A 13,872-nucleotide genomic window follows, 5' to 3' on the forward strand; every position below is an offset into this window, starting at 1 on the left:
TGTCCCGTCCTGAATAAGGTTTACACCTTCTGACCCAATCTCAGGAAGGCGTAATGAATTCAGGAAAAAGGCGCAGTCAGCGTGACTACTCGCTGACCTTTAAATTGTCAGTCGTCGATCAGGTCGAAAAAGGCGAGTTGAGTTATAAAGAGGCTCAAGAGCGCTACGGCATCCAGGGCAAATCTACGGTGTTGAACTGGCTACGCAGGCATGGTCGACAGAACTGGAGTCAAAGCGCGTCCATTCGTACCAAGAGATCCCGTTCCATGGATGAGCCCGACAAGCCGCTGACGCCCGAACAGCGAATCAAAGAGCTTGAAGAGCAACTCGCTCAAGCCAATCAGAAAGCTCAGTTTTTCGAAGCCGTTGTTGATGTACTCAAGAATGACTTTGGTGTCTCTGTCGTAAAAAAGCGATCCGGCAAGCCCTCTCCCAAAGGAAAGTCCAAGACCTGAGTATCAGCCGGGCTTGCCAGTTCATCGGGATATCCCGCCAGGCATATTACAAACGCATTCGAGCATGTAATGCTCGAGCCCTCCAGGCTCAGAAGGTTATGGGGTTCGTGCACGAAAAGCGCCTCAGACAACCTAGGCTTGGAACCCGAAAGCTTCATAACCTCATGCATAGCGAGCCCGAAGCCCCGGTAAAGGTTGGTCGAGACTGCCTTTTCGACATTTTGCGGGATCGCAGAGAGTTGGTTCCTCGAAAGCGGGCCTATCACAAAACGACAAACAGTCATCATCGCTTTCACAGGCACCCCAACCTGCTCAAAGAAGGGCCATCACAGGTAGTTGCTACGGCGCCAGAACAAGTTTGGGTAGCCGATATCACCTACTTGCCCACTCAAACGGGCGTGGCCTATCTGAGCTTGGTGACTGACGCCTACTCTCGGAAGATCGTGGGGCATCATGTTCACGAAAGCTTGCACACGGAGTCTGTGATTCAGGCATTCAGTAAAGCCCTCAAGTGCAGAAAAACAGAGCAAAACCTTGTTCATCACTCAGATCGAGGCATCCAATACTGCTCCGAGCTTTATCAGCGGCTGCATGTAAAGCACGGTATCCGGTGTTCTATGACCGATGGTTACGACTGCTACCAAAATGCTTTGGCCGAACGAGTGAACGGGATTTTGAAAACCGAGTTTCTCTTGCATCGGCCCAAAGATGCGGCTGAAGCCGCGCGAATGGTGGATCAATCCGTGCATATCTATAACAGTGAGCGGCCACATCTATCGCTGAAATACAAAACGCCCGATGCGGTGCATCGGGCGTTTTGAGGCTGAAATAGGTGTAAACCTATGTCAGGACTGGACAACTGCAAAGCCGTCACTGCAAAGCCATCATCGCTGAGTTATCAGCCCCGGCGACGCAGCGCATCGATACGCTCCTCCAGCGGCGGGTGGCTCATGAAGAAGCGGGCAAAGCCTTGCTTGATGCCACCGTTGATGCCAAATGCGGTCAGGCTGTCGGGCATGTGCACCGGCAGGCCTTGTTCCGAGCGCAAGTGTTGCAGCGCTGCGATCATCGCCCCGGTGCCGGCCAGGCGGGCACCGGCTTCGTCTGCGCGGAATTCGCGTCTGCGCGAGAACCACATGGTGATCGCGCTGGCCAGGAAGCCCAGTACCACTTCGGCAAAGATAGTCGCCACGAAGTAGGCGATGCCACGGCCTTCTTCGTTCTTGAAGATCACCTTGTCGACAAAGTTGCCGATGATCCGTGCGAAGAACATCACAAAGGTGTTCACCACGCCTTGTACCAGCGCCAGGGTGACCATGTCGCCATTGGCCACATGGCCGATCTCGTGGGCCAGCACGGCCTTCACTTCGTCGTAGGAGAAGCGTTCGAGCATGCCCTGGCTCACCGCAACGAGCGCGTCGTTCTTGTTCCAGCCGGTGGCGAAGGCGTTGGCTTCATAGGCGGGGAAGATCCCGACCTCAGGCATCTTGATGCCGGCCTCGCGGGACAGTTGCTCAACGGTTTGCAGCAACCATTGCTCATGCCGGGTGCGTGGCTGGGTGATGACCTGGGTGCTGGTGCTCATCTTCGCCATCCATTTGGAGATGAACAGCGAAAACAGCGAGCCGGCAAAACCAAAGACCGCACAGAAAACCAGCAGCTGATTGAGGTTCAGATCAACCCCGTTGGCCGCCATGAACCCGTTGAAGCCGAAAAGGCTCAGGGTGATGCTGGCAATCAGCACGACCGCCAGGTTAGTGGCCAAGAACAGCAGGATGCGCATCATGGTTGTAGAGTTCTCCTCATGCTTAATATGTCGCGTACTGCGGGGTATATAAGGTGCGGCCTGGGGTGATTCAACCGAGCGACTATTTCAAACTGTGTCCTACAGCATCAATGTAGAGCCTTGAAGGGAAATTCTGACCTGAAAAGTGACCGCTGATCACCACGCTCATGCCTTGGCGCCCTGTAATTACAAGGGGCTGACCGGTGCGTGGGGTGCAGTGGCAAGCGAGGAGGGGAGGCAGGCTAGAGAAGTGTTGCCAGATACTCGCTGTACGACCGAATGGCGGTCGTACAGCGACTTTTACATTACTGGCGATAGGACTTGAGGAAGTTGCCGATGCGACCAATGGCCATGTCCAGGTCATCCACGCGCGGCAAAGTCACCACGCGGAAGTGATCCGGCCACGGCCAGTTGAACGCCGTTCCCTGCACCACCAGCAGCTTTTCCGACAGCAGCAGGTCGAGCACGAATTTCTCGTCGTTGAGAATCGGGCAGACTTTCGGGTCGATGCGCGGGAAGGCATACAGCGCGCCCATGGGTTTCACGCAGCTGACGCCCGGGATCGCGTTGAGCAGTTCCCAGGTGCGGTTGCGTTGTTCCAATAGACGGCCCTGGGGCAAGATCAGGTCGTTGATGCTCTGGTAGCCGCCGAGGGCGGTCTGGATCGCATGCTGGCTCGGCACGTTGGCGCACAGGCGCATATTGGCCAGCATGTCGATGCCTTCGATGTAGCTCTGGGCATTGTGCTTGGGGCCCGAGATGGCGATCCAGCCGGAACGGAAACCCGCCACCCGATAGGACTTGGACAGGCCGTTGAAGGTCAGGCACAGCAGGTCCGGCGCGAGGGAGCCGGTGCAGATGTGCACGGCGTCGTCGTAGAGGATCTTGTCGTAGATCTCGTCGGAGAACACCACCAGATTGTGCTGGCGCGCCAGTTCGAGCATGCCCAGCAACACTTCTTTGGAATAGACCGCGCCGGTGGGGTTGTTCGGGTTGATGATCACCAGGGCCTTGGTGTTCGGGGTGATCTTGGCCTTGATGTCGGCCAGGTCCGGGAACCAGTCCGCGCCTTCATCGCACAGGTAGTGCACCGGGTGGCCGCCGGCCAGGGTCACGGCGGCGGTCCACAGCGGGTAGTCGGGCGCCGGCACCAGCACTTCATCGCCATTGTTGAGCAAGGCCTGCATGGACATCACGATCAGCTCGGACACGCCGTTGCCCAGGTAGATGTCTTCGATGCCGACACCTTCCACCTGCTTTTGCTGGTAGTACTGCATCACGGCTTTACGGGCGCTGAACAGGCCTTTGGAGTCGCTGTAGCCCTGGGCGGTCGGCAGGTTGCGGATCACGTCCTGGAGGATTTCGTCCGGCGCTTCGAAACCAAAGGGCGCCGGGTTGCCAATGTTCAGCTTGAGGATGCGATGGCCTTCCTCTTCCAGGCGTTTGGCGTGCTTGAGCACTGGGCCGCGAATGTCGTAGCAGACGTTGGCGAGCTTGTTCGATTTGCTGACCTGCATGGCGATGTGATCCTGAAAATGAACGATCCAGACGGCGTGGACACTACCGTACTGCGAAACCTGCGGGGCCCGCACCCATAAATACGTTTGAATGCCGGTAGCGCGGGTGCCAGACTGGCGTTTTGAAGAGGCGCAATCATACGTGCCGCCTGATCCATGGAAAAGACACAGATCAGGGTTTTTCAGTTGCCGAGGTGTACCGATGGATAAGTTGCAGAAAACCGTTGATGAATGGAAGGCGATGCTTGATCCGGAGCAGTACAACGTGTGCCGTCTCAAAGGCACCGAGCGACCTTTCAGCGGCAAATACAATGCCACCAAGACCGATGGCGTGTACCACTGCATTTGCTGCAATGAGCCGCTGTTCGATTCCACCACCAAGTTCGATTCCGGCTGCGGCTGGCCGAGCTTCTACGCACCGATTGCCGACAGCGCGATGATCGAGATCCGTGACGTCAGCCACGGCATGATCCGCACCGAAGTCACCTGCGCCAAGTGCGACGCGCACCTGGGGCATGTGTTCCCGGACGGCCCGCCGCCCACCGGCCTGCGTTACTGCATCAACTCGGTGTGCCTGGACCTGGTTCCACGCTGACTGATCGTTCCCGCGCTCCGCGTGGGAATGCCTCCTGTGACGCTCCGCATCACGACTTCAGAAGCGAACGCAGAGCGTTCTGGGCTGCATTCCCACGCAGAGCGTGGGAACGATCTATGTAAAAGCATCCCTGCGGTCAATTAAATTGCACACAATTGAATTGCCTACTATCTTTGCAGTTCTTTCCCCGTATTCGAGGCGCTGCCATGAGCGACAACCTGCTGAGCATCCCGTGCACCACCATCAAGGGTGAGCAAAAGACCTTGGCCGATTTTGCCGGCAAGGCCATTTTGGTGGTCAACACCGCCAGCAAATGTGGCTTCACCCCGCAGTACAAGGGCCTGGAGCAGGTTTGGCAGCAGTACAAGGATCAAGGTCTGGTGGTGCTGGGCTTTCCCTGCAATCAGTTCGGCAAACAGGAACCTGGCAACGAGGGGGCGATTTCCGAGTTCTGCGAGCTGAACTTCGGCGTCAGCTTCCCGCTGTTCAAGAAGATCGACGTGAATGGCAGCGACGCCCACCCCCTGTTCGTGCAACTGAAAAAACAAGCGCCGGGGCTGCTGGGCTCCCAACGCATCAAGTGGAACTTCACCAAGTTCCTGATTGGCCGTGATGGCAAGTTGGTTAAGCGTTTTGCCCCGACCACCAAGCCCGAAGCCCTGACCCAAGAGATCGAAGCCCTGCTCAAATGACCGACGTGCCCCGTGTGTCCCTGGCCCTGGACGACCAGCTGTGCTTCAAGCTCTATGCCGCGTCCCGCGCGGTAACGCGGGCGTACAAGCCGATGCTCGACCCGTTGGGCCTGACCTACCCGCAATATGTGGCAATGCTGGTGTTGTGGGAGTGGCACGCCGCCGCCCCGGCGCAACCCACAGTCAAAGCCCTGGGCGAGCGCCTGATGCTCGACTCGGGCACGCTGACGCCGTTGCTCAAGCGCCTGGAACAGTTGGCGTTGGTGCAGCGTCGGCGCAGCGCGCTGGATGAGCGCGAGGTGCATCTGAGCCTGAGCCCCGCGGGCGTGCAGTTGCGCGACCAGGCCCATGCCTTGAAAACCCGGCTGCTGTGCGACAGCGGCGTCGACCTGAACCAGGCCGACGTGTTGCGCAAGGGGCTGGACGAGTTGCTGGCGCAGATCAAAGGCTTGTCGAGTTCCGCACCCACAGGTCCAGCAGGGCCTTGAGCTCTTCGCGGCGAAACGGTTTGGCCAGGTAGTCATCCATTCCCGCCGCCCGGCAGCGCTCGCGCTCCTCCGCCAGGGCGTTGGCGGTCAAGGCGACGATAGGCAGTTCCGGCCAGCGCCCGCTGCGACGAATCTGCCGACTGGCCTCGTAGCCGTCCATCACCGGCATATTGCAGTCCATCAACACCATGTCGAAGCGCTGTTCTTCCAGCAATTTGAGCGCTTCGCCGCCATGGGCCGCCACGATCACTTCGCAGCCGAGCTTGCTGAGCATGCCCTTGGCCACCAGTTGATTGACCGGGTTGTCCTCCACCAGCAGGATGCGCGCGCGATGCGCCTGGGGCGCGGCCTCCATCTGGACAGGGTCGAGGATCAGTTGCGCCTCGCTGCGCAGGTTGCGTTGCAGAATCTGGTACAGCGCATTGCGACTCAGCGGGCGTGCCTGTTGCTGCAGCGGCATCAGGGCCGCGACTTCTTCGCTGGGCATGAAGTTGCCGTAGGCGGTCACCAGCAGAATCGGTGCGCTGATACCTGGGCGCAGGCGGAACAGGCACTCCGGGCAATCGGTGATCAGCAGGTCGGGGCGCAGCCCGGTCAAGTCATCGTCCTGGGAATAGCAGCGCAGCGCCAACCCCCAAGCCGGCAGCAAGGTGCCGAGCAATTCCGCCAGGCCGCTGCCGGCGTTGGTGATGGCGATGACTTCGCCCGCGAGTGGCGCTTGGCGTGCGGCCGGTAAATGTGTGGGCAGCGGCAGGTCGGCGCAGAACTGGCTGCCGAAGCCGACTTCCGAGCTGATGCTCAAGCGGCCCTTCATCGCTTCACACAGGTTATGCGTCAACGCCAGCCCCAGCCCGGTGCCGCCGAACTGGCGCGTGATACCCGCACCTGCCTGGGTAAACGGCTGGAATATCTTCACCTGCGCTTCCTGGGCAATGCCGATGCCGGTGTCACAGACTTCGATTTTTACCCGGCCATTCTCGGCACTGAGGCGCACGTCCACGCGGCCGAAGCGGGTGAACTTCAAGGCATTGGACAGCAGGTTGCTGACGATTTGCCGTACCCGTGTCGGGTCGCCAATCACCTGCGCCGCAAACAGCGGGTCGATCAGGCAGGTCAACTCGACACTCGGCGCCGCGTTCTGCGACAGCAGGTTGGCGGTGTCCTCCACCAATGAGCCGAGGTCGAACGGGATGCGTTCGAGCTCCAACTGGCCGGCGTCGAATTTCGACAGGTCGAGGATGTCGTTGAGCAGTTCCACCAGCACCTTGCCCGAATCGTGGGCGATGGACAGTTGCTGGCGTTGTTCGGCGTTCAGCGGGCTGTCCAGCGACAGCGCGATCATGCCCAGCAAACCATTGAGCGGCGTGCGGATCTCATGGCTCATATTGGCCAGGAACGCGGCGCGCGCCTGGGCCATGGCCAGGGCGGTCAGTTTGGCGGCTTCGAGCTCATCGTTGGATTGGCTCAAGCGCTGGTTGCTGGCCTTGAGCTCAAGGGTGCGTGCCGAGACGATATCTTCCAGTTGGCCCAGGTATTCGGTAAGGCGGTCCTCGGCATGGCGCCGTTGCTGGATTTCGGTCTGCATGTTTTCGAATTGCTGGTTGGCGACGTTCACCAGCACGCCGATTTCATCGTTTTCGTGACCCGGCGGGCAATCCAGGCGGGCCTGCTTGCTGGTGCTCAGCGCACGAATAATGCGCACCAGCGGCTGGGTCAGCATCACGTAGAACAGGCCCAGCAGAATGCCTGTGAGCAGCAGGCTGCGGGCGAACCCGTTGAGCAGGGTAATCTCGGCACGGTGCAGGAAACGGCTGCCAAAGGCATAGGTGTCGACGTCCAGGCGCAGCACGCCGAGGGAGTCATTGGGCATGTGGCTCAGGAACAGTCGGTCTTCAAACAGGCGGTTGGCGCCAAACAGGAAGTCACTGATGGGCCGGTACGCGCTCTCTTTGCGCGGCCGGTTCACGTCGGCCAGCACCACGCCATTGTTATCGACCAGTTGCGCGTGGGTGACGGCCGGCGAGTGCAACAGGCCCAGGGCCAGTTCCTGGGCGAGTTCGGCGTCAATGTTGTAGGCGATACGTGAAGCAGGGTTATGACTGATTTCGATCAGTGAGCGTATTTCACGGTTGATCGAGGCGTCTTCGCTGACATAATCAATGCCGATTTGGATCAGGCTGAGCAAGGTTCCCAAGACAAATCCGACTAGCACAGTCAATCGAGCTTGTTTATAAGACAAGCGGTGGGCGAACTTGATATCCATCGGGTGTTGAACCACTTCACGTTTCCCTTCGCCCGGCAAGCATAGCTGAACATCCACAGGCTATCGCTTGGTCGGCATGAATCGTTTTATACGCAGCCTCGTGGGGTCTGCCACAGGGTTGCCAATACGCCATCTTTTGCGACAACTTGCCAGAGGAATAATCGTGGACTCTCGATTGAATGCCTTTCTTGAGCGGGCCGATGCGGTTCTGGCTCGCCTGGAACCGCTGTTACCAGCACCGCGTCAAGCCATCGACTGGAATAATTGTCTCGCCGCCCGTTGGCAGCGCGAAGGCCGCAGCGGCTTTTTGCTGCCGTTGGAAGTGAGCCTGGACATGCGCCTGTCCGACCTTATCGGCGTGGACAAGCAACGTGAGCAACTGGCTCGCAACACTCAGCAATTTCTTGATGGCCTGCCCGCCAACCATGCGTTGCTGTGGGGCTCGCGCGGCACCGGCAAATCCTCCATGGTGCGCGCCTTGCTGGCCCAGCATGCCAAGGCCGGTTTGCGCCTGATTGAAATCGAGCGCGACCACCTGGCTGACCTGCCGCGCGTGGTCGAGCAACTGCTCAAGCTGCCGCAGCGGTTCATCCTGTTCTGTGACGACCTGTCTTTTGAAGCGGGTGAGGGTGATTATCGCGTACTCAAGAGCGTGCTGGACGGCTCCCTTGAGCAAGCGCCGGAAAACGTCTTGCTCTATGCCACTTCCAACCGTCGTCACCTGGTGCCGGAAAACCAGAGCGATAATGACAACTGGAAGCGCGTGGACGGTGAGTTGCACCCCAGTGAGGCAGTGGAAGACAAGATTGCCTTGTCCGACCGTTTTGGTTTGTGGCTGTCGTTCTACCCGTTCAGCCAGGAACACTTCCTGGACGTGGTCGAACACTGGATCGGCGAACTGGCCAACAAGGCCGGCTTGCAGTGGCAGCGTGATGAAGCTCTCGACATCCTGGCCGTGCGCTGGGCCACCGGGCGTGGCAACCGCAACGGCCGGTGCGCGTATCAATTCGCCCGTTACTGGGTAGGTCTCAAGTTGTTGGAGCGTCAACCATGATCGATTTACAACAGGCCGGCACCGGCCTGGACGGTTATGCCATGCTCTGCGCGCAGCTGGAATCGCTGCTCGCCGATGAGCGTGACTTTATCGCCAACAGTGCGCAGTTCTCGGCGTTCCTGTTCAACCAGTTGGACGACTTGAACTGGGCGGGCTTCTACCTCAATCGCAATGAAGAACTGGTGCTTGGACCGTTCCAGGGCCAGATCGCTTGCGTGCGTATCCCCTTCGGGCGTGGCGTCTGCGGCGCGGCGGCGGCATCGCGCCAAACCCAGCGGGTGGAAGATGTGCATGCATTCGCGGGCCATATTGCCTGTGACAGCGCTTCCAACAGCGAACTGGTGGTGCCATTGGTCAAGGATGGCCGGCTGGTGGGTGTGCTGGATCTGGACAGCCCGTCGCTGGCCCGTTTCAGCGAGCAGGACCAGGCAGGCATCGAGCAGTTGGCGGCGATTTTCCTGCGGTTGACCGACTGCTGATCCAGCAGGAGAGGGCGAGTCGCCGTTATTGACTGCCCAGCTTATGGAGCTGCACCTGCAGCGTCCTCTCCAGCTCCAGCATGAGTTTTTCCAGGGCCTTGACCCCCACGTCCAGCGTGGGGCGCGCTTCGTTGCGGGCACAAGCCTGTTCCAGTGCTTCGCATTGCGCGGCCAATGCAGTTGCCTGGACGATGCGCGCGGCGCCCTTGATCTTGTGGGCTTGCTCAATGATGGCCTGGGGCGCCGCTTGGCGGGCCATCAAGGCCACCAGGTCCTCGCGGTCCTGACGGCTGCTGCTCAACAGTTCCGCCAGCAAACGTCGGCTCAATTGCGGGTCGCCGCCGGTCAGTGCGTCCAGGCACTCAAGTTCCAGCCGCTGGCCGCCGGATTGCGGTTTGATCTGCGCCAGATGCTGCTCCAGTGCCGTAAGGCTGATGGGCTTGAACAGGCAGTCATTCATGCCCGCTTGCGCACAACGAAGTTTTTCCTCGGGTTGGGCATTGGCGGTGAAACCGAGGATCACGCAGGGCACCTGTTGCTCTCGCTGCTCGTATTCACGGATCGAACGGCTCAACTCATAGCCATTCATCACGGGCATGTTGCAGTCGGCAATCACCAGATCGAAGTGCTCCTGGCGCCAGGCCTGAAACCCGGCGGCGCCATGTTGGGCCGCCGTGAACTGGTGCCCCAGGTAACCCAATTGCTGGCACATCAGCAAACGGTTCGCCGGGTGGTCGTCCACCACCAGCACATTGAGCACCGCCGCGGCTGTCGGCGCCTGGGACTTGAGCTCGTCCAGCGCTTCAATGGGCTTGAGGCAGGTCATCCTCAGACTGACCTGTACTTGAGTGCCCACCATGGGCACGCTGCTCAGGCTCAGTTGCCCGCCCATCATCTCGCACAGGCTGCGACAGATCACCAGCCCCAGGCCCGCTCCACTCCTGGCCAGGTGCCCGGAGTTGTCCGCCTGGGCAAAGGGTTCGAACAGGCGCAATTGATCCTCCCGGCTGATGCCGATGCCCGTGTCCTCGACCACCAGCTTCATTTGCACCTCGTGGGGCTGTTCGGTGGCTTGCACCTGCACCTTGATCTTCACCTGCCCACGCTCGGTGAACTTGATCGCGTTGCTGACCAGATTGGACAGCACCTGCTTGAAGCGCAACGGGTCTATCAGCACGGCGGTGTTGTCGAGGTGGGTGTCGAATTCGAGCAGCAGGCTGAGGGTTTTCTGGCGGGCCAGGCCGTCGAAGACGCGTACCACCGACTCGATCACTTCGCGCAGGTTCACGCGTTCGGGTGCCAGGCTCAGGCGGCCGGATTCGATGCGTGCAATGTCGAGGATATCGCCGATCAGCTCCAGCAGGTCCTTGGCCGAGTTGTAGGCCACTTCGATCGCCGGGCGGTCGAGATGGCCCTGATCGGCGCGCTTGAGGGTCAGCTCGAGCATCCCGATCACGGCATTCATCGGCGTGCGGATTTCATGGCTCATGGTGGCGAGGAAGGTGCTTTTGGCGCGGTTGGCCTCGTCGGCGCGTTCCTTGGCGGTGCGCAACTCATCGAACAGTTGGCGCCGGTCACTGATATCGATCCAGCCGCCGATGATGCCCTGCACTTCGCCGTCCGAGTCGCGATAGGGCAGGATCCAGTGGTAGATCGTGAGTTTTTTGCCGTGAATGTGCAGGGTGCGATCGAGGATCAGCGGAGTGCCTTCCACCACCACCCGCTGATAGTCGGCATGGTACTGCGCGGCCTCAGGGGCCAGTGCCATGTCCATTTGCACCACACTCTTGCCGATCACCTCTTCGCGTTTGACCCCGAACACTTGCAGGTAGCTGTCATTGCAGGTCTGCAACAGGCCCTTGCGGTCGCGTACGTAGATCGGGTGCGGTGTTTCATTGACCAATGCGCGCATGAACTCGAACTGGTCATTGAGGGCGCGCTCGGCCATTTTGCGATGCTTGATCTGGCGGCGCATGTAGGCGTTCCAGGTCAGGGAAATCAGCAGCAGCAACCCGGTGCCAACGATGATTTGCGCAATCAGTTGATGGTAATTGCGCCAGTAACTGTCGGAGGCCGGCGTGTAACCGCGCCAGCGGCTGTTGATCACGCCCATTTCGTCCGGGGCAATGCTCAGCAGCGCTTTGTCCAGGATTGAGCTCAGTTCAACGGCTCCGCGTGGCGTGGCCAGCGCGAAGGTCGCGGGCAGTGTGCCGATGCTGGCGCTGATCTGCAGTTTGTCCTGGAACACCTGGGACGCCAGGAAATAGTTGGCGATGACCAACGAGTTCACCGCGCCGTCCACACTGCCTTGGGCCAGCATTTCCGAAGCCTTGAAGGTATCGCTGACTTCCACCAGGCGAATCTGTGGGAAGTTATCCTCCAAGGTTTTCTCCAGCGGGTTGCCCAGGGTGATTGCCAGGCGCTTGCCTGCCATCTGCTCCAGGTTTGCGGCCGCGTCGGGCTCCTTGCGGGTCAGCAGGACGTAGGAGTTTTCCAGGTAAGGGCGGCTGAAGCTGAGCTGAGTCTCGCGTTCGGCGCTGGGGACGATGGCCCCGATGACATCAGCTTTACCCGTGGTGAGCTGCTCGATCATGGTGCTGAGTTCGCGACTGCGCTGGACTTCAAAACGCAGGCCGGTGCGCAGGCGGATCAGTTCCAGCAGGTCGGCGGTAATACCGCGAAAGTTGCCGTCGGCATCGAAGAACGTCAACGGCGCGAACGTCTCATTGACCACGACTTTGACCACCGGGTGTTCTTTGAGCCAACGCTCTTCACGCTGGGTCAATTGCAGTTTCTTGTCGGTCAGCAGGATGTCGCTGCCGGCGCTCCAACGCTTGGCGATGCTGTCGCGCTCGTTAATGGGGACGGCCGCCAGCACCGCATCGACGATGCTCAGTAGAACGTCCTGGTCGTGGCGCAAGGCGAAGCTGAACCCATAAGCTTCATGCTTGCCGAAGTTGGCCATGTGGACGTTTTTCAGGTAGCCCTTGTTGATCATGTAATGGGTGGAAATAGTGTCCCCCAGGAACACGTCCGCCTGATCGAAAGCCACGGCATTGAGCGCGTTCTGATAAGAGGGAAACGCGCGGATATCCGCCTGCGGGTACAACTTTTCCACTTCGCTTAACGGCAGGTAGTGATAGACAAGGCTCAAGCGCAGGCCGGCCAGGCCATCGCTCAAACTGCGGGTTTCACCTTCGCGGGTCACCAGTACGGGCTGGTCCACCGCATACGGCTGCGACAGCATGAGCTTGGGGTTGGCAGCCTCAAAGCCGTTGGAAGAGCCCAGCAGGTCGATCTCCCCGGTTTCAAGCGCATGGATCGCAGCGTCTCGTGTCGGATAGCGCAACACCTTGACGGGCAAGGCCATGGCTTTGGCCAGCAGCCCTGCGTAATCGGCGGTCAGGCCCTCATAGTCGCGACCGCTGGAGGTGAGGTCGAAGGGTGGATAGTCGGGGGCCGAGGTGCCCAGTACCAGCTCGCGTTTGTACAGTAGCCACTGGCGCTGGGCCTTATCCAGTTGAGTATCGAGTTGAACGGTACCCGCGCGGCTCAATAAGGTGAAGTGTTCCGGTCCGATTTGAAGGGCTGCGGGCACGGTCGTGCTCAAGCACAGGCCGGCCAATAATATAATCAGATAGTCCTTTATACGCCTGGGCATCCGCTTTCTCACACTAGCGCGTTTCGTTTTGCCATCTCGATAAGTTCTACCAAGGACTTGGCTTTAAGTTTTTGCATCAGCCTTTTTTTGTAAGTGCTTACTGTCTTGTTACTTAGAAACATACCTTTGGCGATTTCTTTGTTCGTGCGACCTTGTGCGAAAAGTTGCAACACCATCAGTTCGCGGTCATTCACGGCCTTGAACAGTTCAAGTTCCAGTGCGTCCTTGCTGTCGACGCCATTGGAACTGAGTGCCTGGCTGGGGAAGTAGTTGTAACCCGACAGCACCGCACGAATGGCGCTCAGCAATTCGCTCAGGTCGCCTTCCTTGCACACATAGCCGTCTGCACCCGAGCGCATGCAGCGCGTGGCAAACAACGTCGGGCTCTGGGCCGTCAGGATCAGGGTTTTCATCGAGGTGTTCATTGCGTTGAATCGGCAGAGCACTTCGAGGCCGTCGAGTTTGGGAATACTGATGTCCAGAATGATCAGGTCGGGCTGGCATTCGCGAACCATCTGTATCGCATCACACCCGTTGTCCGTTTCGCCAACGATTTTATAACCCTCGTGTTCCAGCAACATGCGAATGGCCAGCCGGATAACCGGATGGTCATCAATGATAAAAACCGTGTTCATAATCATATTCCATGCAAGTGCAAATAAAGCGGGCACATTAGCTCAGAAGATGAGGCAGGAGGATGAGCGTTGGGGGGAGTAGATATAAAACAGGAGAATTCCTACATAATAAAAGGTAACGACCTACCGTTCGATAAGGCTTTGCGTCGTCGGATGTAAGCAATAGTTGAATCAGTCAGCCCTGGAACGGTGTCAGGGGTTCAACGAGGGTATTGCAGCGATTATTGACCCGTGAACAGTGTTTACA

Annotated in this window: 11 protein-coding genes; 6 read left to right on the plus strand and 5 right to left on the minus strand. The window is 59.0% G+C overall.

Annotation, left to right across the window (positions count from 1 at the left end):
* Positions 1 to 53: 53 nt before the first annotated feature.
* Positions 54 to 1,276 (plus strand): IS3 family transposase gene (locus tag BFP92_RS05365; protein WP_122527355.1). Its coding sequence is split into 2 segments (ribosomal slippage): positions 54 to 405 and positions 405 to 1,276, totalling 1,224 coding nucleotides; the frame shifts between segments, so codons are not numbered across the junction.
* 77 nt (positions 1,277 to 1,353) lie between these two features.
* Here the strand turns inward: BFP92_RS05365 and htpX are convergent.
* Positions 1,354 to 2,241, minus strand: a complete 888-nt coding sequence (gene htpX / locus BFP92_RS05370; protein ID WP_056857171.1) for a protease HtpX — start codon at positions 2,239 to 2,241, stop codon at positions 1,354 to 1,356.
* Between the two features lie 305 nt (positions 2,242 to 2,546).
* Positions 2,547 to 3,758, minus strand: a complete 1,212-nt coding sequence (locus tag BFP92_RS05375) for a pyridoxal phosphate-dependent aminotransferase (protein ID WP_012723006.1) — start codon at positions 3,756 to 3,758, stop codon at positions 2,547 to 2,549.
* A gap of 202 nt (positions 3,759 to 3,960) precedes the next feature.
* Here BFP92_RS05375 and msrB point away from each other — a divergent pair, with 202 nt between their 5' ends.
* The 3 genes from msrB to BFP92_RS05390 all read left to right on the plus strand — a co-directional run bounded on the left by msrB (position 3,961) and on the right by BFP92_RS05390 (position 5,533).
* Positions 3,961 to 4,353: a peptide-methionine (R)-S-oxide reductase MsrB gene (gene msrB / locus BFP92_RS05380; RefSeq protein ID WP_065912389.1), complete on the plus strand. Its 393-nt coding sequence runs from the start codon at positions 3,961 to 3,963 to the stop codon at positions 4,351 to 4,353.
* 206 nt (positions 4,354 to 4,559) lie between these two features.
* Positions 4,560 to 5,045 carry a glutathione peroxidase gene (locus BFP92_RS05385; RefSeq protein WP_065912391.1) on the plus strand — a complete coding sequence of 162 codons (486 nt, stop codon included), beginning with the start codon at positions 4,560 to 4,562 and terminating at the stop codon, positions 5,043 to 5,045.
* Complete coding sequence (locus tag BFP92_RS05390; protein ID WP_065912393.1) at positions 5,042 to 5,533, plus strand: MarR family winged helix-turn-helix transcriptional regulator; 492 nt, start codon at positions 5,042 to 5,044, stop codon at positions 5,531 to 5,533. The genes BFP92_RS05385 and BFP92_RS05390 overlap by 4 nt, the downstream gene beginning before the upstream one ends.
* On the opposite strand, the gene BFP92_RS05395 is transcribed toward BFP92_RS05390, so the two are convergent.
* Positions 5,487 to 7,796 carry a hybrid sensor histidine kinase/response regulator gene (locus BFP92_RS05395; protein ID WP_065912397.1) on the minus strand — a complete coding sequence of 770 codons (2,310 nt, stop codon included), beginning with the start codon at positions 7,794 to 7,796 and terminating at the stop codon, positions 5,487 to 5,489. The genes BFP92_RS05390 and BFP92_RS05395 overlap by 47 nt on opposite strands.
* A gap of 163 nt (positions 7,797 to 7,959) precedes the next feature.
* Between BFP92_RS05395 and BFP92_RS05400 the strand changes: the two genes are divergently transcribed.
* Positions 7,960 to 8,850 carry an ATP-binding protein gene (locus tag BFP92_RS05400; protein WP_065912399.1) on the plus strand — a complete coding sequence of 297 codons (891 nt, stop codon included), beginning with the start codon at positions 7,960 to 7,962 and terminating at the stop codon, positions 8,848 to 8,850.
* On the plus strand, positions 8,847 to 9,329 hold the full coding sequence (locus tag BFP92_RS05405) for a GAF domain-containing protein (protein WP_065912401.1): 483 nt from the start codon (positions 8,847 to 8,849) through the stop codon (positions 9,327 to 9,329). Before BFP92_RS05400 ends, BFP92_RS05405 begins: the two co-directional genes overlap by 4 nt.
* Before the next feature lie 25 nt (positions 9,330 to 9,354).
* Here BFP92_RS05405 and BFP92_RS05410 read toward each other — a convergent pair whose 3' ends face one another.
* Together BFP92_RS05410 and BFP92_RS05415 are read right to left on the minus strand one after the other, a co-directional pair.
* Positions 9,355 to 12,990: a transporter substrate-binding domain-containing protein gene (locus BFP92_RS05410; protein WP_065912402.1), complete on the minus strand. Its 3,636-nt coding sequence runs from the start codon at positions 12,988 to 12,990 to the stop codon at positions 9,355 to 9,357.
* A gap of 8 nt (positions 12,991 to 12,998) precedes the next feature.
* Positions 12,999 to 13,625, minus strand: a complete 627-nt coding sequence (locus tag BFP92_RS05415) for a response regulator transcription factor (protein WP_065912403.1) — start codon at positions 13,623 to 13,625, stop codon at positions 12,999 to 13,001.
* Between the last annotated feature and the right edge of the window lie 247 nt (positions 13,626 to 13,872).

The organism is Pseudomonas sp. 58 R 3 (genome assembly GCF_900006605.1).
Lineage (GTDB): Bacteria > Pseudomonadota > Gammaproteobacteria > Pseudomonadales > Pseudomonadaceae > Aquipseudomonas > Aquipseudomonas salomonii.

Excerpts from the sequence above, each read along its gene's own strand:
- htpX (WP_056857171.1), bottom strand. The coding sequence starts at position 2,241 with ATGATGCGCATCCTGCTGTTCTTGGCCACTAACCTGGCGGTCGTGCTG.
- BFP92_RS05375 (WP_012723006.1), bottom strand. The coding sequence starts at position 3,758 with ATGCAGGTCAGCAAATCGAACAAGCTCGCCAACGTCTGCTACGACATT.
- msrB (WP_065912389.1), top strand. The coding sequence starts at position 3,961 with ATGGATAAGTTGCAGAAAACCGTTGATGAATGGAAGGCGATGCTTGAT.
- BFP92_RS05385 (WP_065912391.1), top strand. The coding sequence starts at position 4,560 with ATGAGCGACAACCTGCTGAGCATCCCGTGCACCACCATCAAGGGTGAG.
- BFP92_RS05390 (WP_065912393.1), top strand. The coding sequence starts at position 5,042 with ATGACCGACGTGCCCCGTGTGTCCCTGGCCCTGGACGACCAGCTGTGC.
- BFP92_RS05395 (WP_065912397.1), bottom strand. The coding sequence starts at position 7,796 with ATGGATATCAAGTTCGCCCACCGCTTGTCTTATAAACAAGCTCGATTG.
- BFP92_RS05405 (WP_065912401.1), top strand. The coding sequence starts at position 8,847 with ATGATCGATTTACAACAGGCCGGCACCGGCCTGGACGGTTATGCCATG.
- BFP92_RS05410 (WP_065912402.1), bottom strand. The coding sequence starts at position 12,990 with ATGCCCAGGCGTATAAAGGACTATCTGATTATATTATTGGCCGGCCTG.
- BFP92_RS05415 (WP_065912403.1), bottom strand. The coding sequence starts at position 13,625 with ATGAACACGGTTTTTATCATTGATGACCATCCGGTTATCCGGCTGGCC.